Source organism: Phaeobacter gallaeciensis DSM 26640 (genome assembly GCF_000511385.1).
GTDB classification, from domain to species: Bacteria; Pseudomonadota; Alphaproteobacteria; order Rhodobacterales; family Rhodobacteraceae; genus Phaeobacter; species Phaeobacter gallaeciensis.
Genome location: NC_023137.1, coordinates 2260330 through 2277851, shown reverse-complemented (window position 1 = coordinate 2277851; position 17522 = coordinate 2260330). Strand labels below are relative to the sequence as shown.

The following is a 17522-nucleotide window of genomic DNA, read 5'->3' as shown; positions in this document are numbered from 1 at the left end:
AGGACATCTGAATGACTAAGCATGAGATAATCACTGGAAGCGAACTTGTCTACGGTGGCGTGGCAATTCGTGAGAAGGGCGAAATGCTATCGCTCACCGATATGTGGAAGGCGGCAGGCTCGACTGAGAACAAGGAGCCGTACAATTGGGCGCGCTTCGAGGGTAGGGCCTTCATTGACGCTGTCGCCGTTTCCCAAAACCTGAGTGAGGCACAGGTTTTGACCTCCAAGCGGGGGAAGAACGGGGGCACTTTCGCGCACTGGCAGATCGGGATCGCCTACGCCAAGTATCTGAGCCATGATTTTCATATGTGGGGGAACCAGGCAATTCGCGAGAAAATGGAGGGTGTAGTGCAGCACCTTCCGGCGGACGTTTTGGAGCAGATCGTCCGAACCAATGGCATTGCTCGGATGCTTTCGGGCAAGGTCACCGCGATTGAGGGGCAGATCGCCACAATGGCCACAGCAGTTACCGCAATCGCCACTGTTGTTCAGCCGTCATCACCGGGAGTTTACGTCGAGGGAAAGACCTCTGGTCAAATCTGGAGTTCTCACAACCTGCCGCCGCTCAAGAACGCGCCGCGCTGGCTCGGCAACCGCCTTGCAGAAATGGGCTGCCAGATCGAGCACTGCCGCACGGCCCAGCTTGGGATGCGTGGGGCGCGGATGTTCGACCCGGATAAAGCGTCCGCCTGCATGAAAAACGGCCTTCTGCATAAAGCAAAGGTCTATGCTTCGGAGCGGATGGGTCAAAGCAAACTCAAGCTGATCGGGGGTGCGAAATGAAGCCGTTCAGCGAATGGACCGCCGAAGAAATGGGCTGGAAAACTGCTATGGTCGATGAGTGCCGGGAAACCTTTGGCATTTTGGCCGCTCGGCAGCTGTCAGAAAAACTGGGCTTTCCCCATCCTCCAGCGAGGATTGCCGAAAAGACTGAGGGCGAAAAGACCGCTGATGCGGTTTTGATTGCCGACCTCGCTATCCAATTGCGCCGTGCTGAGATTGCGGCGAACAACGAAAGCCGCACGTTGACAGAGGCGTATGCAGACTTTCGCCGCATGAACGGATTGGACAGTATCGAAACTGGAAGCGCAGACTATGAGGCGATGATGGCTTCCACCAAGGGTGAATACACTGCTAAGATGAAAGCTAAAGAGAAGGTCTATTATTCCCGCCGCAAGTTACGCTCCGCAATCGACCGGCATCTTAGCGCTCTTTCCGAGTTCGGGGAGGTTTGCGCCACGGTGGCGCAAACTACAAAATCTGGTGGCCCTTTCCCTCCGAAAGGAGGCGCAGCATGAAGCGCCGTTCCTTTCTCACCGGGTCTATCACCATCCCCGCTCTCGGCGTGGGGATCGCCGCAGGCGCTGCCGCAAAGGACCCACATCCCGAATGGCTGGACCAGTGGCGGGCCTTGCGGGCGGATTGGTTGCTGCATGAAGATGGCAGTGACGCCGCCGAGCGCATCCTTGAGCGTGGAGACGAGTTGGAACGCAATCTAATGGAAACAATGCCCGCCACGCTGGCTGGCATTGCCGCGCAGATCCAGTTTGCGCTTGAGGACAGGCTTGTTGGGGAAGTCTACAGAGGTGGGGTTTTCGACGGTCTTGATGAGCGCATGTTCCGCAACATAGCCGCAACCCTGGACGCAGCGGCGTAATCTAAATCACTGATTTCAATAGCAAGGCACAACCCCGCTTCGGCGGGGTCTCTTGCGTTCCAATTCCCCACATAGAGGCGAACACCATGGCGAACAGGGTTCTTATGCCCCGTGCGCTGGATGGCAATGGCAACATTGTCCCCGGCGCAATGGCGTATTTCTACAAGGAGGGCACGGTTTCCCCTCTGACGGTCTATTCGGACAAGGCCGGAACGGTTGTTGTCCCTCCGCCTCTGGTGGCGGACAGCGCGGGCAACTTCACTGCCGTGTTCACGGACAAGGTTCTGAAACTGGATATCCGCGATCCTGAAACGAACACCAGCTTGCCGGGGTTCCCGTCGGACAATTGGCACGTCACCACCACGGATGAGACGGGCGCGGGGCTGGTGAAGTTCACCCCGATCACCGGGAACAGCGCGACCAACGTGCAGGCGGCGATTGCGAACCTTACCGGGCTTTGGAACGCGGTAACGGCCTATGGGAAGTCGCTCATTGCAGCGTCTGATGCGGCGTCGGCCCGAACCACCCTTGGCCTGGGGGCTGTGGCCACACGCGGTTTTCTCGATGAGGACGACATGGCAAGCGACAGCGCAACCGCCGCGCCCAGCCAGCAGTCGGTCAAGGCGTTTGTGGGCACTGAGGTGGACGGTAAAGCGCTGGGGGTGGGGCAGTATTGGCAGAACCTGAACGGATCACGCACCGCCAACATCTCCTATCAGAACGACGCTGGTCGCCCCATTCAGTGGATGGTCCACGGCTCCAGCGGTGGCATCGCGCAGGTTTCAGCTGACGGGAGCGCATGGGTGCCCATCGCCACCCTTGGCGCGCCGGGTTCGTTTGAGACCGCAGCCTCCGTAACAATTCCGCCGGATCATTTCTACCGGACAACCGGCGGCTTTACAAACTGGTCTGAGCTTCGCTGAGGGATAGAGCATGACAAGAACACCGCAGAAAAACGCGAACGAACTCCCACAGGTCGATACGCTTGGCCCTGAGAACACTGTTCTGGTCGAGGTTGATGGCGATATCTCCCGCGCTCCGGCCAGCGCTCTCAGCACGTCGGCGGTTCAGGGCGTTGCGATCCGCAGCGATGGCAACCCGCTGGGCACCGCGACAGCGATCGATGTTGTTGGCGGCGATGTGGAGCTGACCGGGAACCTTGCGACCGTGACCCTGCCTGATGGAACCGGCGGCGCGGGCGATATCAAGTCATTCGCCAACGGGACCGATTTGCGCGCGGACGCGACAGATAGTTACCCGGTCGGGACTATTCTCAGCGCTTAGACGGAAAACACCCGGTACATCGTGACCGATGCGTCTGAAGCTGACCCAGATCTTACCACCATCGGCGGGGTTAAGGCGTTCGAGATCGGCCCTGAGTTTTCCGATATCTACAAGCTGCGCGGCGCGATCCAGCGCGGCGACCTACGCGACGGTCAGCGGGTGTTCTGTAATGGTGCGGGCTATACCGTGGACAGTACCGCAACAGGTCTGGACAGCGCACTGTGGGGGTTCGGCGTTGACGGTCTGCGGCGCGAAGGCGGGCAGCTTGACAACCTGTTTCTGATGTCTGCCTTCAAAAACCAAGATGTGACCGCGCAGTATTTTCACCTGTCCAATGATGGCGTAACCCTCAAGCGGTTGAACCAGTTCCCTGTTATCCGGGGCGCGGGCGATGCGACAACCGGCGGGCGTGACAGTCAACCATTCTGGGCGCGCCGTCGCCGCATGGACCCGTGGTTGATGCCCGTAACCGCAGGCGAGGGCCTGGAATACGACTTTTCGGTCTATGTCCTGAGCGCTCTTGGCACCCCGGTGAACATCAAATGCCAGCTCCAAGGCAGCAACGCTTTCGGCGGGGTGCGCGGCACCACACTACCAGGGGCCACCCGCGCGGCGGATCTGCTGTGGGGTCCGCGCTTCCACAACATCGGGGATAAGGTCTACCTGACCATCAGCATTCGGACGCAGGACGATTACACTGACGGGTTCGGCAATCAGTCCCCGACGTTCCGGCCATATATTGCTGAGTGCCTTGATATCGACGCGATGACATTCGGCCCGCCGGTCGCGATGAATGTTGGCACCACCACGACTGCGATGCTTGAGCCTGACCTTACGCAGGCTGATGACGACACGTGGTACATGTGCATCAAGAACAGCGCGAACCGCAATATTGAGATCCATTCCGCCACTGACCCCATCGGCGGCGCATGGTCGTCTGTCACCACTCTTGATCTGGACGGCACCTTGAATAGCCTTGAGGGGTCAATCTGGGTCCGCCAAGTCTACAAGGATGCTACCACGGGCGCGCGAACCCTGAAATATCGTGTCCATGCCGCCAACAACCGCAACGGCGACAACGAGCTGCGCGGGGTTCCGGTCGAGTTCGTCAGTACCGGCGGGCCTGAGGGGCCATATGGCGCGGCGCAGGACGTGAACAACAGCCATTCAATGCGCAATGGCGATATCGTGAATGTCGCTCTTGAGCCTGACCCGCGCGCAATGCGGTCCTTGCTCGATGCTGCCACGTCCTTTGCCGGGGAGTACCCTGTGGGCGTCGATGAGTGCATTCGCTTGCCTGACGAGCCGCACGACTTTACCCCTCAACAAAGCTGCGTCTACTACGTCAACACCGCCGGATATGCCTGCACCTTGACTGTCGAGAAAATGGAAGCGCGCCGGTTCTGGCTGGCCTGTCTCAGCTCCGATGCCGGCACATACATCGACGTGGTGAACAACTCACTTTGCGTGGGGAGTACCCGGATCGGTGGCGGGGCGTTCCAGATCACGGAATTCCTTTGGGTTGACTTCCTCGGCAAGTATGTCGGCATTCAGAGCTATGCCGTGGGCGGTGGCGGGTCAGCTGACGGGGTTGTGACTGGCGTTTCTTTCAACAGCAGCACCAACATTCTAACGCTCACACGGTCGGTCGGTGGTGATCTGACGGTGGATCTGTCAGCGCTGGATGGGGGCAGCTCTGGCTTGGCAAACTGGTCGGAGAGCGGTAACAACCTCGTGCCGACAACGGCGGGGACACTTGGCAATGCCGCGAACCCGGTGCGCGGGCTGGTGCTTGAGCCGCGCACGAATACAGGGGCGGCAGGAGATGCGGCGGAGCTTGAACTTTTCCGCGCCCAAAATGGCTCCCTCCGCGATGGTACACCCGGGGATACTTCATCAAACGCTGGGGCGGATATCGGACACTACACCCGGATGCACTCGGTGAATGATACCTCTGGGACCGTGGTGTGGGACCGGACTAAAGGCCAAGGGCTGAATGTTACTGGCGGTCCTCTGACCGGGACGCTAACAATTGATTTGTCTGCATTGGTTGTATCTGAGGATGTCCGGGTAGTTGTAGCAGAGCCGAACTCACAGATGATCAATTTCACTATCCCCGGCGGTGGCGTTAAATGGGCTGGGTCCGGTCAGCCCGCAAGCGGCACTGCAACGCTGGATTTCGCTTTCCACAGGATTGGGTCTTCTAATACCCATGCCGTTGGCTTGGAGGTTTCGTAATGGGAAGCCTCTTTGCAAATGCCATGCGCGCTTATGTGGCGGCGAACCAAGGCGGGGGAGGCGTGACATGGAGCATGACGGCGGGGGAGCCGTACCCCGGGGAGCCGGGCTATTTCATAAATAGGTCAAATAACGGCTCATTGAGTAATGAGCCTGTGCCGGGAGCTGTGCTGCATGCGCAGCTCAGCCGTACGAGTGGTGCCCATACTAATGATGCGAGGCTTAGCTTTTCAGGCGATGTAAGGCCACTGGTTTCATCTTATACGACATTTGTCGTCGATGGCACTTCATATGCATTAAGCGGATTGGTCTTTATGGGCCAGCGCACCTATTGGGATGTATGGCCTAACCCAGATACGTGGCCTCAATATACTATAGGCCAAACCTATGCCTGCGAGCTGCGCTAACCATGGACCTCACAGCAATCATCAAGGAAATCGGTGGCGGGCTTCCTGCGGCAGTCATTGCCGTGCTTTCTCTGGCTGTCTGGCACCTCTGGCGTAGGGGTAATGACCAGACCGATAGGGCGCTGGACCGGGAGCGTGAGCATAGCGCCGAACTGGTGGAGACGATCCGCACAATCGACCAGTACGACAGGGAGCGGAGGCAATGAAGTGGCCCCAGTTCCTACGCGGGGCTGATGCCGCCGCAAAGAAAGCCGCCCTCGCGCGGGCTGAGCTTCGCACGGACAAGCTGCGCGAAAAAATGGCGCAGCGCCGTCACGACCTTCTGCGCAAGACAATCGAACAGAGCAAAAGGGCGAAGCAGACAGATGGGTGATTGGGTTTCTTGGGGCGCGGGTGTCGCCCTGTTGTTCTATGGCTCGCTGGTGATGTGGGCCTATAGGCCGACGCGCTGGACCGATCCCGACGCGCCCGGCTGGCTACAGGCCGCAATCTTCTTCGGCTTCATGGCCGCAGTTGGCAACACGCTTTTCTGGCAGGTGTTGGGGCAGCCGATTGTAAACTTCGGCTTGCTCAGCGTGTCGCAAATAAGGGGCGTCGGCAACTGGCTTGACCTGCTGTTCAAGGGCGGCGGCGCTCTGGCGGCATACCTGCACCTCAAGGCCATGCACAAGTCCCTGAGTGACGAGGAGCAGGCCCGGTGGTCTGTGACTGAAATGGCGTTCTACCCCAACAGGCGGCTATGCCTGAGGGTGCTGGCCCGGATTACGTCCCGGCGGAAATAAACCACCAACAATCGAACCAGACGGCCCGCCAGCGGGCTTTCTTCGCATGGAGATAACGCATGTCATATAAGCCTGACGGACAGGTCAAGTATATCGTGATCCATTATTCAGCTACGGCGGTCGAGGACGATGTTTCCGCTGAGGATATCGACCGGATGCACAAGCGGCGCGGGTTCCGTGAAATCGGCTACCACTGGTATATCCGCAAGAGCGGTTCAATCGAAATGGGCCGCGATATGAGCCAGCCGGGGCGGTTTGAGGCAGGCGCCCACAGCAAAGGCGAGAACAGCATAAGCGTTGGGATCTGCTTTGAAGGCGGGGTCCGCAAGGCCGCGATGAACACCGGGTTTGACAGCCGTACCCCGGCGCAAACGCGCGCAATGATCGAGATTATCGACAAGATGCTGGAACGCTTCCCCGGCGCAGTTGTTCGGGGCCATCGGGATATGCCCGGAGCCGCAACGCAATGCCCCGGATTTGATGCGGCCGGTTGGTGGGATGAAGTCCAGCGCAAGCGCAATGCCCGCCCTTGGTGGCTCACCCTGATCAATTCCCTGCTGAAAGGTTTTCGCAAATGATGAACTTCTCTCCGCTTGCCCGGATCGCCCTGCGCTATGTCGTGGGGGCCTTGTTATTCGGTTCGGACCAGATCGGCGCGCAGCTGGCAGCAGACCCCGATATCGTGGCAGTGTGCGCGCTGCTGATCGGCGCGCTGGTTGAGGCGTCATATGCCCTCGCCAAGCGCAAAGGGTGGCACCTGTGATCTCGGCCCTCCTGTCCCGCTTCTGGGGCTATCTGGTGGCCGCTGGGGCGTTCCTCGCGGCTATCTGGGCTTATGGGCGGTCACAGAAGGCAGAGGGACGCAAGGAAACGTACATCGAGACGCTGACAGACAGCGCAAAACGAAAGGAGGCCGGTCGTGAAGCAGTGGAAGATCTGCGCGGGAATAGCCGCCCTGATGACATTGAGCAGCTGCGGCGAAACTCTGATCGCTGGTGATGCGGGATGTGGTTCCTATGGGGAGGCGCGGGCGACAATGCCCGGTGATCCTGAGGTGTTACCGGATAACTGGCTGTCATGGGTGACGCGAACAGATACCCGCATGACAGCAACGTGTAAGCCCCGCCAGTGAGCGGGGCTTTTTGCGTTTCGGGGTTGGGGATTGTTGGGTTGGGGCTAGGTGGAAGTCTTGGCTTCAATTTCATCCAGGCGCAGGCGGGCCTGTTCGATTGTAAGCTCCTCGCTGGTACTCCCAAGCACAGCGATCTGCACGCCGCCGAGGATCACAACAAATCCAGCCCATTGCATTGCGTCGCTTTCCACCAGCAAGCCAGGAGCGAAAACTATGGATGCGAAAATCGACCATCTAAGCACTCCAAGCCAAAGTGGAACGTGTTTGTGTCTGCTGTCGATGATGCGAAACGTTAAAGGGGCCACTTTTAATCTCCAGTGCGTTTCAGGGTGGGCGATCAGTCGATCTTTTCAAGGGTCAGCTTGTAGCTGCCGACTGGAACGTTCCGTTCGGTGACCTCTGTCATTTCATAGATGATTGAGGTTGCGTCGGCTTTTCTCATGATCGACTGCAGGTACATGGCCGCGGTCTTGCCGACGACATCCTTGCCTTGGTCGAGCACTTTGAAGTCGTTTAGGTAGTTGCGCCCGTAGAAACACCCCTTCGGGAACCAGCCCTCCACAAGCCAATTGATCACCGGCCTTAGCAGGCGCTGCATCAAGGTGAATTTAGGTTTTGTCATTGCTGTTCCTGATCGGTGCGTTTCGGGGTTGGACTTCGCGGCGGGATTCGAACCCGCAATCTCAGAAATAGAAGTTCCGTGCCTTGTCCTGTTGGGCTACGCGCAGAGAGAGGGTTAGGTGGAATAATCCGACTGAGGGCGACAGTCGGCGACGTCATCGACGGCGATGTTTCGGAACCTTCCATCCTCAAATTCTGCGGTCGGACTGACCCACACCGCGCCATCCCATAGGCTCCGGTAAATGGTCACTGGGGTTAGATCGGCCTCGATCATCCCGCGTCCGATCACGGTGTAGAGGCCGCCGCTTTTGACGTGTTGCCAGATTTCGCTTTGGTTGTATGCACTCATGATGCCTCCGAGGTTAGGTGGATTCGTCAGTGACGGCGGGAGCCGCCGCCATGTCGAGATCAAGATCGGCGGCAATTTCACGCAAACTTTCGGCCACCCGTCCGCCTTTGCCGCGCAGCACTTTGCCGTGCTGGTCAAGGTGATCGAGCATCTGGATAAGCTCTGACTGGGCGTGAACCAGTCCCTTGATGTGGTGGCGTATCGAGGTGGCGGCTTCGGTCATTTCACCCTCCGGTGATTGGTGCGTTTCGGGGTTGGGGATTATGGATTAAGGGGTGCAAGCGGCACGTTGACGGCTTGCACGTTTGGCTTGTCCCAGCCCACGCTCTCGGCAGTCTGAATTTCATCGACATCTGATGACCAATCAAATTCAACGAAGTCGCGAGGATCGACAAAGGCATCCAGTGTTTCTTCGCCACCAGCTTTCGCAATCTTCATTGCTTCCTCGTGGGCGTGTTCTTCATTGTCGGCTTCAATCACCAGAGCGGCTTTAGTCTCTACTCTCATCGTCACGACGTACTTCATCGGTCTCTCCATCAAAGGGGTGGGGTTGGGGGGGTAGGTGGATTGGTCCTTGCGACAGATTGACACCACGTCACTGCGCTTTTTCCCGCCTGTATATTGGTGGCTTCTAGGGCGAATATTTTCGCCAATCGTTTTGTAATTTGTCCGATAGACGGCCTCAGCTGCGCTTAGGGCGCCGAGAATAAACCCTGGATCAGCATCATGACCGACATGAAGAACCTCGTGCTGTAGCGGCCCTGTCAGGACGACAAGCGCAGCTCTTGGGTCAGTTTCTGTCTCGCCTGCCTCAATAAGATCAGACAGCGTGCGCAGATATCGCGCTAGTTCGATTGCGGCCTTGGGCCTCTTTGGTTCGAAGTCTACGACTGGCATCTCTCTCTCCATCAAGGGGGGGATTGTTGGAATTTACATCGTGCATTCTACGTACGCTTGCGCGAGCGGTGGGACGATTGCATTTCGAAAGCCATCAGTGAGGCCCACACCATAGGATAGCCCATCATCCAGGCTTCGAAGCTCCCGCAGCGCCTCTTGCCAACCTCTGTCCCACGAAACGGATTTGATGAGCCGCCCCATTCGTCCAGCCGTCCGACGACATGGTTTTTGCCGCCGTTGCTGCACCCTGAGGGAGTGGGCAACCCAGTAATGCCGGGGGCGTTCGTGCCACGCCCCGACCGCGCAAGCCGGGAGATCGGCGGCCCCCATGGCATATCCTGTCGCTTCCAGATCAGACCGCACCACGGCGAGCCATTCTCGCCCAGCCTTTCGCGCAACCTGTTCTCCATAGACAGTTGCAGGGTGACACTGGCGAATGAGCCATTCGAAAGATGGCCAGAGGTGGCGCTCGTCGTCAAACCCAAGGCTTTTGCCTGCCGCGCTGAAAGGTTGGCATGGGCAGGATCCGGTCCAGACTGGGCGACTATCGGGCCACCCGGCAAGCCTGAGTGCGAGAGACCAGCCACCGATACCGGCAAAGAAATGGTGTTGAGAATATCCAGAAAGTTCTGATGGAGTAACATCTTCAATGCTCCTATCGTCCACCTCGCCAGGCGCAATTAAGTCGTTCTCAATCAGCAACCTAAGCCACTTAGCGGAGGTGGAGTTGTGCTCGTTGTAGTAGGCGACCATTGCCTTCTCCATCAAAGGGGTGTTTGCAAACTTATATTTACATATATAGAAACATGTGTAAATATACATATTGTAACTGAGGCGTTTTTGTATGGATAAAAAATCGTGCGGAAACTAAAAGCGAGGTGGACGAATGATCGCAGCAAATGTTGAGGCCGCCACAGTGGGCAGACCACCTAAGAGAGCGCAGGATAAGTTCGGCAGCCCCAAACAGGTTACGCTTACGCCGGGGCAGTGGGATCGCGTGAACGATCACCTCGCCGCGCAAGAGCTGCATTGGATGGAGTTCGTCCGCGCTGCCATCAGTGAAAAGCTGGATCGCGATGAAGCTGACCAGTCAGACACCGACAAACCGGAATAGGAGAGGGGCGATGCAGCAAGTGACGGCGCACCTAGGTACCAGCGGCATAGTATGGCGCTCAGATATGGAAAAAGCACCTCGCGATGGGAGCAACTTCTTGGCCTGGTTCCCGCTGGATGGGTTGGGAGGGGATTGGTGCAGGTGTGTCCCTATCTACTGGTCAGATCGCGACCGCAGGTGGAATTTCTCAGGCCGCGCCGCCTCTGGCTTCTCTCGCACCTTCCAGCCCACCCATTGGGCGGATATCACACCGCCCCGCCCCGAATAGGCACCACGTTTTCTTTCGCCCCTGTCACGAACTGCGCCCATGCCTCCATAAGCGAGCGGCGACGTTCCAGCATATCAGATCGGGCATAGGCCCTTTCGACTTTCCCGCCGATGATGTGGGATAGCGCAGTCTCAGCAACGTCATAATGCGCGGCGTCGGTATCCTGAACCCATGTTCTGAAGCTGGTGCGCAGGCCATGGGGTGTCCCGTTCGGGTCGATCTTCCTGAACACCTTCCCGATAGCAACGTCAGATATACCGCCGGATCGCCCGCCGGGGAACATATAGGCGCTGCGCTTCCATTTCTCAGCCCTTGCAACCACCTCAAGCGCTGCTGATGATAGCGGGACGCGGAAATCGGACACCTTTCCCTCGCTGCCCTTCATTCGATCCTCTGGCACCGTCCACACGTCGCCGTCTATCTCGGCAAACCGTGCATCTCGGACCCCGGCAGATCGAACAAGCGTCAGGATCTTGAAGCGGAGGCAGAGGTGGGAGGCGTCATCTCGGTTCAAGGCTGCATAGATCCGGGGAATGTCCTGCCATGCTGATGCTGGGGTTTTCTTGATCTGGTGCCGCACCTCGCCCAGCATGTGCTTTGCCATGTCCACCGTAAACGGGTCACATTCCACGCCTGAGAACCGCATATGCTCAAATATGATCTTGGTGCGCTGAATGGCCTTTTCTGCGGTCGGGTGCTTTTTCCGCCAGATCGGCGCCAGCGCCCGGTGAATGTCCGTCTGGTGGATCTGGGACATTCTCATGCCCCCGATGGCCGGCACCATGTAAAGCTTGATCGGGCTTAGCCAGCGCCCGCTTGCACCATCTCGCCGCAGCCCCGCCTTCTTCGCTTCAAACGTGGTTTCTGCGGCTTCTGCGAATGTCGGGTCTGATCGACTGGCTTCTGCGCGCTGATCCGCCCGCTGCCGGTCACGGGTCGCAATCGGGTCTTCCCCGGACCTTAGCGCCGCCTCCCAGGTGTCACGAGACTTGCGCGCCTCCGCGAGACTGACGGCAGGGTAGGGGCCAAGACCCATTTCACGGCTGCGCCCTTGGTGCTTGTAGCGGTAGATCCAGCGGCCTTTGTCGGCATCTCTTTTCAGCAAATACAGACCTGCGCCGTCGAACAGCTTGCCATTGCCGTTTTTGACTTCTACCGCCTTCAGCTTGTTTCTCGCCATGCTTGGCCCCCACTCTGGCCCCCAAACTGGCCCCCGCTGCAATCGGACAGGGGCGTACAGAATGCGACAGCCTGTGGAATTTATGGCCTGATATCAGTGGACGGGCAAATAAAAACGGATATAGTCGGACGGAATGTTGGTGCGCGCCGTCCGCACCAGTTTTGGAAGGCGTCGTATCGGAAACAGTGAATGCGCTACACATTGGTGGCAACTGCCAAGAACGAGGGGCCGACCATTCTGGAGTGGGTCGCCTATCACAAGATGATCGGTTTTGAGACCATCATCATCTATCAGAACGATTCAGATGACTTTACCCATGAGATCTTGAAAACCCTAAGGGACATGGGCGAGATTGCTTATTTTTACAACCGTGCAGAGCGCGGGCGGCATCAGGTGAAGGCCTATAAACGCGCCGCACGTCAGGCCGCGTTTCGTGATGCACACTGGGTATTGGCGCTGGATCTTGACGAGTTTCTGGTCGTCCATGCGGATGGCGGAACCGTGCAGGACCTCATTGACGCGATGCCAGAGTGCAATCAGATCATGTTGAACTGGAAGCACTTTGGAGGTTCAGGCAAGACGCGGATCTCGCAGGATCTGGTGGTTGAAACCTTCACGCTGGCCGAGGATGAGGCGCGGGTCAAAACGCGCCTGACGCCATTCAAGACAATGTTTGATCCAAATGCATATACGCGTTGCGGTATCCACCGGCCGCAGGGGCAACTAATCCCGGAAGAGCAGATCCGCATCTGCAACGGCTCCGGCCTGCCGCTCAGCGCCTACGAGCATCGTAATTTTCGGGCCAAAGATCCAGGCCAGCGGGCTTTGGCGCAGATTAATCACTATATCACGAAGGACGCGGCGAGTTTTGTTCTGAAGTCGTACCGTGGCAGCGCGCATCAGGCCAATCGCGCCATCGATCGAAAATACTGGACGCGGCGCAACCACAATAGTCAGGAAGATCTGCATCTGGCCGCAAGAACCGATGCAATTCGTGATCGGATGCAGGAACTGGATGCGGCGTCGGGCGGGCGATTGCTTGACCTGCGGCACCAGGCGATCGAATTGCACCGCAGCCGGTTTGACGCGCTGATGGAAGATCCTGCTACTGCGTACCGTGACCTCTATACTTATTGTCTGGAAAATCCCGGTCTGGCCACAAGAGACTGATTGTGCCCGGTGACTGGCCCCTTAGGAGATCAGGAATTGGTGCCGTCTTTTGTTTGATCCGGCGGCGCGGCACGTTCGGCCTGAACCGAGGCGAGGGTCTCCAGTAGTAGCGGTTTCCGGATGGGTTTTTGCAAAAAGCGATCCATCCCGGCGTCAAGACAGGCGCGCCGGTCGCTTTCGAAGGCGTTGGCCGTCAGGGCGATGATTGCGGGCTGAGCCATGTCGCTGGCCCGGATCTGGCGGGTCGCGGTCAGGCCGTCGACCTCTGGCATGGACATGTCCATCAGGATGATGGCGGGCTGATGGTCGCGGCACATATCTACCGCTTCGCGTCCGTTTTCAGCCTCGATCACTTTGAGCGGGGTGTCGGCAAGAAATTTTCGGATCAGCAGGCGGTTGGTCCGGTTGTCATCAGCCAGAAGGAGAACACCGGGGCCAAGCTTCCTTTGCGCGGCCTCCGGGCTGATCTGTGCCGGGGCGGTGGGCGCAGTGTGGGCGGCAGACAGCCGAATTTCGAGCCGGAAACAGGAGCCCTGACCCTGAATTGAGTTCAAGCTGATGCCGCCGCCCATGCGCTGTGCCAAAATATTGGAAATGGTCAGCCCCAGTCCGGTGCCGCCATAGTGACGCGTCGTAGCTGCATCCGCCTGCGAGAACCGCTCGAACACATGTCTGGCTTGATCTTCTGAGATACCTATACCGGTGTCCACAACATCAATGAACAAGTGATAGGGGTCTTGCGCATCGTGACTGACATGCAGGGAAACGCTACCATCCTGGGTGAATTTCACCGCATTGCTGAGTAGGTTGACGAGGATCTGGCGCAGCCGACCGTCGTCGCCATGAACCTGTTCTGGCAACTCATGGGCGAAGGTCTGGGTAAAGGTGAGGCCCTTTTCGCGCAGCTTCGGACGCAGCACATCGACGGCTCCATCGACACATTTACGGAGATTGAAATCAACGGCGCTGATCTCCATCTTACCCGCCTCCAGACGGGACAGATCCAGAATGTCATTGATGATTTTCAACAGAGCGACAGAGGAGTCCCGTATCGTGTCAACGCATTGCTCCTGTTCCGCAGAAAGTGAGCTTTCGGCGAGGATATCGGACATCCCGATGATACCGTTCATAGGTGTACGGATCTCATGGCTCATATTGGCAAGAAACTCTGTCTTGGCCTGATCAGCCTTTTCGGCGGCTTGTTTTGCGTAGGTCAGCTGGGCGTTGCGGTGGGTCAGCTGCTGATTGGTGTGTTTCAGTTCATTGTTGAGGTCTACGTCGCGGGTCACATCCCATTCGACGCCGATCATCCGGTTGCGTCCCCGCGAGTCGCGAAAGGAACAGCCCATTGCGCGGATATTCTTGTGGGTGCCGTTTTCCAGCCGGACCCGAAAATCAATAGAGTGGCTGCGCACTTGGCGCAGCGCGTCTTGAAAACCGTTGATGACGCGATCACGGTCATTGGGATGCAAAAAGGACCTCCAGACGGTCAGCGGCACCTCGCCTGAACCGGCCGGATCTCCATAAAGTTCCCGCATTCTGTGGTCCCAGATGGCAATATCTGAGTTGTCCTCAATTTCCCAGATGCCGATCTTTGAGGTTTCAACCGCCATTTCCAAACGTCGTGACAATGCCTCGAGCTCACGCTCACGCCGTTTGAGTGTCTGGATTACCGAGCGTCGGGCCGCAGACAACCGACCCGCCAGCGCGGTCGGAAAGAGAATGAAGGCACCGGCCAGAAGGATTGTGAACCGCAGTTGCCATTTGTTGTCGGCGCGGGTGGGCCAACCCTCCTTCGGGCGCGCGGCAAGCTGCCAGGTGCCCACAGGCAGAACAATGTCCATCAAAACGGGGCGGTCCTGTAGAATACTCGGATCGCCGTAAAACTGTGCGCCACTGGCGCCTTTGCCATCCTTGCCGATGAGGGCAACGTCGATCATCAGATCAGGATCCGTCAGCCCTCCTTTTGAGTAGACCGCGTCAATATCGATCACGGAGGAGAGGATGCCCCAGAAGGTTTTGTCTCCCTGTGGCCCAATAAAGATTGGGAAACGCGCAATCATGCCACGCCCTCCCTGCAGCAGATCGACAGGTCCTGCCAGTACAAGCTCGCCGCTGTCGCGTGCCAGGAGGGCGGCGGCGCGTTGAGCGTCGTTTTTGTTATAATCCAATCCAATCGCGGCCTCGTTGCCTTCAATCGGGTGCATCAGTTTGATGACAAGGTCGGGCGCTGCAGCGATATTGCGCAGACTATCTTCGGCTTCAAGCAGATGGGCTGCCAGTTCAGCAAAACGGCTTTGTGTCATATCGGGTTCTGTTGACAGCACTGCCTGCAGTCCGCGGACCAGTTGAATGTCAGCCGCCAGGTTGCCCTCGATCCGGGCACGAATTAACCCCGCCTCGTATTGGACATCGGCTCGCAGCTTTTGTTCATAGATGGTGTCATTCTGGGATTCGGCAGATATGCCCGCGGCGACGATCACTATCAAGGCGACCAGCGTTGGCAGATAGGTCCGATTGTTCAGCGCCTGGATCCACGCTTTGGGCCGAAATCTCATGAAGGGGTACACCGGTGATTATCGTCTACTGTAAATATACAGTCATTCCTGGCGCAAAACTGTTCAACCAATATTAACGATGCTCAAATTTTTCCACTTTGAGGGGTTTTCTCGATATCGACTCACGTAAGGGGGGGGTGAGTGAGGGTTGGAGGAGAATAATCTCTTTTATTAGCCTCAAAATGAGTGGGATTTTAGATATCCGCCAGCTGTCGATCTGCCATCTTAAGTTGAGCGTGTTAACAACCTGCATTCCTAAAGCGTGTTTTTTGAACGTGTCTGGGCGCAATAGCTGGGTTGTAAGTAACTATATTATAATATGAAACTCCCTCTGAAAAAGGTGAGCGCGCGCGCTCGAACCTCGGCTCACGGCCACCTTCGAGGTTAATGTTTGGGCAACGAACATCCGGTATTGATTTTTCTATGAACTTTCAATGTATGGCCGAGGGTAACGATGTTTTTCAAACGTGATGCAAAAAAGCAGCAAGCTGAATCGACAATGGAACGGTCGATCATGGATATGATTGATCGAACGCAGGCCATGATCCAATTCGAACCCGACGGAACGATTCTAGAAGCCAATGCAAATTTTCTGGGCGCGGTTGGCTATGCGCTGAATGAGATCCAGGGCAACCATCATTCGATGTTCGTAGACCCTGAATACGCAAGCAGCGCGGAGTATAAAGCGTTCTGGCAGGATCTTGCATCGGGGAAGTTTTTTACGGACCAGTTTCCACGTGTCACCAAGGCAGGCCAGACGATCTGGATCCAAGCGACCTATGCCCCGGTTCTGGACAGTGAGGGGCAGACCGTTCGGGTGATCAAGCTGGCAACTGATATCACGGCCCGTCAAAACAGTGTCACCGATATCTCAAGCGGGTTGGAAGCCTTGAGCAAGGGTGACCTCAGCTACCGCGTGCAACCATGCGAGCTGCCGGACATGCAGGTTCTCTGTGAAGCATTCAACAATGCGCAGGATACACTGAATGGCGCCGTTGAAACGGTGAAGGTGGTCGCCGAGGCGGTTGGCAGCACGGCATCCGAAATCAGCCAATCCTCTAGCGAGCTGTCGCATCGTACCGAAACCCAGGCCGCCACACTGGAAGAAACCGCAGCTGCAATCGAGCAGCTGACCTCAACCGTGCGCTCTGCCGCTGATGGGGCCCGCGAGGTCGAGAACATCGTCAGCAACGCGCGCACAACTGCTGAGGAAAGCGGTGAAGTTGTGAGTAGCGCGGTGACCGCCATGTCGCAGATCGAAGAATCCTCAGGCAAGATCTCGCAGATTATTTCGGTGATCGATGATATCGCCTTTCAGACCAATCTGCTGGCGTTGAACGCAGGTGTTGAGGCCGCGCGGGCAGGCGAGGCCGGACGCGGTTTTGCAGTTGTGGCCTCTGAAGTGCGCGCGTTAGCGCAGCGCTCCTCTGACGCGGCGGGTGAGATCAAGCAGTTGATCAACGAGAGTTCGCAATATGTCGGCAACGGCGTGAAACTGGTGAGCCGAGCGGGTGAGGAGCTGCAGAAAATCATTGGCAGCGTCAGCACCATTTCTGGGCATGTCAGCCAGATTGCAACCGGCGCTGCAGAACAATCTGTGACTCTGGTGGAGATCAACACCGGTGTCAGCCAGCTGGATCAGGTGACCCAACACAATGCAGCCATGGTTGAGGAAGCAACCGCGGCCAGCCAGACGCTCTCCAATGACGCCAACGAACTGACCCGCCAGATTTCCATCTTCAAGACCGGATCAGGCACCCAGAACATCGTGTCATTTGGAAGCGGCGGCACTGGAGCGCAGGGCTATGGTGTCCGTGCAACCGGCTGAATGGGGCGTCAAAAGGCGGTCCATCTGAGGCGCCG

The 17522-nt window shown here is 57.5% G+C and carries 23 protein-coding genes and 1 tRNA gene; 15 read left to right on the top strand and 9 right to left on the bottom strand.

The window, feature by feature from the left end; all coding sequences use genetic code 11:
* Nucleotides 1-11 precede the first annotated feature (11 nt).
* The 12 genes from GAL_RS10970 (at nucleotide 12) to GAL_RS10920 (ending at nucleotide 7369) form a co-directional block, all read left to right on the top strand.
* Nucleotides 12-785, top strand: a complete 774-nt coding sequence (locus tag GAL_RS10970) for a KilA-N domain-containing protein (RefSeq protein WP_024097649.1) — start codon at nucleotides 12-14, stop codon at nucleotides 783-785.
* The gene (locus GAL_RS10965) at nucleotides 782-1300 is read left to right on the top strand and encodes a hypothetical protein (protein ID WP_024097648.1); all 519 of its coding nucleotides are present in this window, start codon (nucleotides 782-784) and stop codon (nucleotides 1298-1300) included. The genes GAL_RS10970 and GAL_RS10965 overlap by 4 nt, the downstream gene beginning before the upstream one ends.
* Nucleotides 1297-1659: a hypothetical protein gene (locus GAL_RS10960; protein ID WP_024097647.1), complete on the top strand. Its 363-nt coding sequence runs from the start codon at nucleotides 1297-1299 to the stop codon at nucleotides 1657-1659. The genes GAL_RS10965 and GAL_RS10960 overlap by 4 nt, the downstream gene beginning before the upstream one ends.
* 86 nt (nucleotides 1660-1745) lie before the next feature.
* Nucleotides 1746-2582 (top strand): hypothetical protein, encoded by an 837-nt coding sequence (locus GAL_RS10955; protein ID WP_024097646.1) that lies wholly within the window; start codon nucleotides 1746-1748, stop codon nucleotides 2580-2582.
* Nucleotides 2583-2592: 10 nt separating this feature from the next.
* Nucleotides 2593-2943 carry a hypothetical protein gene (locus GAL_RS10950; RefSeq protein ID WP_024097645.1) on the top strand — a complete coding sequence of 117 codons (351 nt, stop codon included), beginning with the start codon at nucleotides 2593-2595 and terminating at the stop codon, nucleotides 2941-2943.
* A gap of 21 nt (nucleotides 2944-2964) precedes the next feature.
* Nucleotides 2965-5181, top strand: coding sequence for a hypothetical protein (locus GAL_RS10945; RefSeq protein WP_024097644.1), 2217 nt, complete (start codon nucleotides 2965-2967; stop codon nucleotides 5179-5181).
* 409 nt (nucleotides 5182-5590) lie between these two features.
* Complete coding sequence (locus GAL_RS10940; protein WP_024097642.1) at nucleotides 5591-5794, top strand: hypothetical protein; 204 nt, start codon at nucleotides 5591-5593, stop codon at nucleotides 5792-5794.
* Nucleotides 5791-5961 (top strand): hypothetical protein, encoded by a 171-nt coding sequence (locus GAL_RS22490; protein ID WP_024097641.1) that lies wholly within the window; start codon nucleotides 5791-5793, stop codon nucleotides 5959-5961. Before GAL_RS10940 ends, GAL_RS22490 begins: the two co-directional genes overlap by 4 nt.
* A complete protein-coding gene (locus tag GAL_RS10935) occupies nucleotides 5954-6370 on the top strand; it encodes a hypothetical protein (protein WP_024097640.1) in 417 nt (138 codons plus the stop codon). The genes GAL_RS22490 and GAL_RS10935 overlap by 8 nt, the downstream gene beginning before the upstream one ends.
* Nucleotides 6371-6429: 59 nt before the next feature.
* Nucleotides 6430-6948 carry an N-acetylmuramoyl-L-alanine amidase gene (locus tag GAL_RS10930; RefSeq protein ID WP_024097639.1) on the top strand — a complete coding sequence of 173 codons (519 nt, stop codon included), beginning with the start codon at nucleotides 6430-6432 and terminating at the stop codon, nucleotides 6946-6948.
* Entirely contained in the window at nucleotides 6945-7133 is a 189-nt protein-coding gene (locus tag GAL_RS10925) for a hypothetical protein (RefSeq protein WP_024097638.1), read from the top strand. The genes GAL_RS10930 and GAL_RS10925 overlap by 4 nt, the downstream gene beginning before the upstream one ends.
* On the top strand, nucleotides 7130-7369 hold the full coding sequence (locus GAL_RS10920; protein ID WP_024097637.1) for a hypothetical protein: 240 nt from the start codon (nucleotides 7130-7132) through the stop codon (nucleotides 7367-7369). Before GAL_RS10925 ends, GAL_RS10920 begins: the two co-directional genes overlap by 4 nt.
* Before the next feature lie 177 nt (nucleotides 7370-7546).
* On the opposite strand, the gene GAL_RS22905 is transcribed toward GAL_RS10920, so the two are convergent.
* From GAL_RS22905 to GAL_RS10890, 7 genes are all read right to left on the bottom strand, one after another.
* Nucleotides 7547-7678 carry a hypothetical protein gene (locus GAL_RS22905; protein ID WP_275541792.1) on the bottom strand — a complete coding sequence of 44 codons (132 nt, stop codon included), beginning with the start codon at nucleotides 7676-7678 and terminating at the stop codon, nucleotides 7547-7549.
* Between the two features lie 161 nt (nucleotides 7679-7839).
* Nucleotides 7840-8124 (bottom strand): hypothetical protein, encoded by a 285-nt coding sequence (locus tag GAL_RS10915; RefSeq protein WP_024097635.1) that lies wholly within the window; start codon nucleotides 8122-8124, stop codon nucleotides 7840-7842.
* A gap of 29 nt (nucleotides 8125-8153) precedes the next feature.
* Nucleotides 8154-8230: transfer RNA gene (locus tag GAL_RS10910), tRNA-Arg, on the bottom strand.
* Nucleotides 8231-8238: 8 nt separating this feature from the next.
* Nucleotides 8239-8472, bottom strand: coding sequence for a hypothetical protein (locus GAL_RS10905; RefSeq protein WP_024097634.1), 234 nt, complete (start codon nucleotides 8470-8472; stop codon nucleotides 8239-8241).
* Nucleotides 8473-8485: 13 nt separating this feature from the next.
* A complete protein-coding gene (locus GAL_RS10900; RefSeq protein ID WP_024097633.1) occupies nucleotides 8486-8695 on the bottom strand; it encodes a hypothetical protein in 210 nt (69 codons plus the stop codon).
* A 38-nt stretch (nucleotides 8696-8733) separates the two neighbouring features.
* Entirely contained in the window at nucleotides 8734-9369 is a 636-nt protein-coding gene (locus tag GAL_RS10895) for a hypothetical protein (protein WP_024097632.1), read from the bottom strand.
* Between the two features lie 33 nt (nucleotides 9370-9402).
* Entirely contained in the window at nucleotides 9403-10122 is a 720-nt protein-coding gene (locus GAL_RS10890; RefSeq protein ID WP_081731446.1) for a DNA cytosine methyltransferase, read from the bottom strand.
* A 133-nt stretch (nucleotides 10123-10255) separates the two neighbouring features.
* Here GAL_RS10890 and GAL_RS10885 point away from each other — a divergent pair, with 133 nt between their 5' ends.
* Nucleotides 10256-10483: a hypothetical protein gene (locus GAL_RS10885; protein WP_024097630.1), complete on the top strand. Its 228-nt coding sequence runs from the start codon at nucleotides 10256-10258 to the stop codon at nucleotides 10481-10483.
* Between the two features lie 245 nt (nucleotides 10484-10728).
* Here the strand turns inward: GAL_RS10885 and GAL_RS10880 are convergent, their stop codons facing one another.
* A complete protein-coding gene (locus tag GAL_RS10880; RefSeq protein ID WP_024097628.1) occupies nucleotides 10729-11931 on the bottom strand; it encodes a tyrosine-type recombinase/integrase in 1203 nt (400 codons plus the stop codon).
* A gap of 189 nt (nucleotides 11932-12120) precedes the next feature.
* Between GAL_RS10880 and GAL_RS10875 the strand changes: the two genes are divergently transcribed.
* Nucleotides 12121-13101: a glycosyltransferase family 2 protein gene (locus GAL_RS10875; RefSeq protein WP_024097627.1), complete on the top strand. Its 981-nt coding sequence runs from the start codon at nucleotides 12121-12123 to the stop codon at nucleotides 13099-13101.
* A 29-nt stretch (nucleotides 13102-13130) separates the two neighbouring features.
* On the opposite strand, the gene GAL_RS10870 is transcribed toward GAL_RS10875, so the two are convergent.
* A complete protein-coding gene (locus GAL_RS10870; RefSeq protein ID WP_024097626.1) occupies nucleotides 13131-15659 on the bottom strand; it encodes an ATP-binding protein in 2529 nt (842 codons plus the stop codon).
* A 454-nt stretch (nucleotides 15660-16113) separates the two neighbouring features.
* On the opposite strand from GAL_RS10870, the gene GAL_RS10860 reads away from it, so the two are divergent.
* Nucleotides 16114-17487: a methyl-accepting chemotaxis protein gene (locus GAL_RS10860; RefSeq protein ID WP_024097625.1), complete on the top strand. Its 1374-nt coding sequence runs from the start codon at nucleotides 16114-16116 to the stop codon at nucleotides 17485-17487.
* Nucleotides 17488-17522: the final 35 nt, after the last annotated feature.

Bases quoted from the DNA above. Each gene is read 5' to 3' on its own strand.
- GAL_RS10970 (WP_024097649.1), top strand. From the start codon at position 12: ATGACTAAGCATGAGATAATCACTGGAAGCGAACTTGTCTACGGTGGC.
- GAL_RS10965 (WP_024097648.1), top strand. From the start codon at position 782: ATGAAGCCGTTCAGCGAATGGACCGCCGAAGAAATGGGCTGGAAAACT.
- GAL_RS10960 (WP_024097647.1), top strand. From the start codon at position 1,297: ATGAAGCGCCGTTCCTTTCTCACCGGGTCTATCACCATCCCCGCTCTC.
- GAL_RS10955 (WP_024097646.1), top strand. From the start codon at position 1,746: ATGGCGAACAGGGTTCTTATGCCCCGTGCGCTGGATGGCAATGGCAAC.
- GAL_RS10950 (WP_024097645.1), top strand. From the start codon at position 2,593: ATGACAAGAACACCGCAGAAAAACGCGAACGAACTCCCACAGGTCGAT.
- GAL_RS10940 (WP_024097642.1), top strand. From the start codon at position 5,591: ATGGACCTCACAGCAATCATCAAGGAAATCGGTGGCGGGCTTCCTGCG.
- GAL_RS22490 (WP_024097641.1), top strand. From the start codon at position 5,791: ATGAAGTGGCCCCAGTTCCTACGCGGGGCTGATGCCGCCGCAAAGAAA.
- GAL_RS10935 (WP_024097640.1), top strand. From the start codon at position 5,954: ATGGGTGATTGGGTTTCTTGGGGCGCGGGTGTCGCCCTGTTGTTCTAT.
- GAL_RS10930 (WP_024097639.1), top strand. From the start codon at position 6,430: ATGTCATATAAGCCTGACGGACAGGTCAAGTATATCGTGATCCATTAT.
- GAL_RS10925 (WP_024097638.1), top strand. From the start codon at position 6,945: ATGATGAACTTCTCTCCGCTTGCCCGGATCGCCCTGCGCTATGTCGTG.
- GAL_RS22905 (WP_275541792.1), bottom strand. From the start codon at position 7,678: ATGCAATGGGCTGGATTTGTTGTGATCCTCGGCGGCGTGCAGATCGCT.
- GAL_RS10915 (WP_024097635.1), bottom strand. From the start codon at position 8,124: ATGACAAAACCTAAATTCACCTTGATGCAGCGCCTGCTAAGGCCGGTG.
- GAL_RS10905 (WP_024097634.1), bottom strand. From the start codon at position 8,472: ATGAGTGCATACAACCAAAGCGAAATCTGGCAACACGTCAAAAGCGGC.
- GAL_RS10900 (WP_024097633.1), bottom strand. From the start codon at position 8,695: ATGACCGAAGCCGCCACCTCGATACGCCACCACATCAAGGGACTGGTT.
- GAL_RS10895 (WP_024097632.1), bottom strand. From the start codon at position 9,369: ATGCCAGTCGTAGACTTCGAACCAAAGAGGCCCAAGGCCGCAATCGAA.
- GAL_RS10890 (WP_081731446.1), bottom strand. From the start codon at position 10,122: ATGGTCGCCTACTACAACGAGCACAACTCCACCTCCGCTAAGTGGCTT.
- GAL_RS10885 (WP_024097630.1), top strand. From the start codon at position 10,256: ATGATCGCAGCAAATGTTGAGGCCGCCACAGTGGGCAGACCACCTAAG.
- GAL_RS10880 (WP_024097628.1), bottom strand. From the start codon at position 11,931: ATGGCGAGAAACAAGCTGAAGGCGGTAGAAGTCAAAAACGGCAATGGC.
- GAL_RS10875 (WP_024097627.1), top strand. From the start codon at position 12,121: ATGCGCTACACATTGGTGGCAACTGCCAAGAACGAGGGGCCGACCATT.
- GAL_RS10870 (WP_024097626.1), bottom strand. From the start codon at position 15,659: ATGAGATTTCGGCCCAAAGCGTGGATCCAGGCGCTGAACAATCGGACC.
- GAL_RS10860 (WP_024097625.1), top strand. From the start codon at position 16,114: ATGTTTTTCAAACGTGATGCAAAAAAGCAGCAAGCTGAATCGACAATG.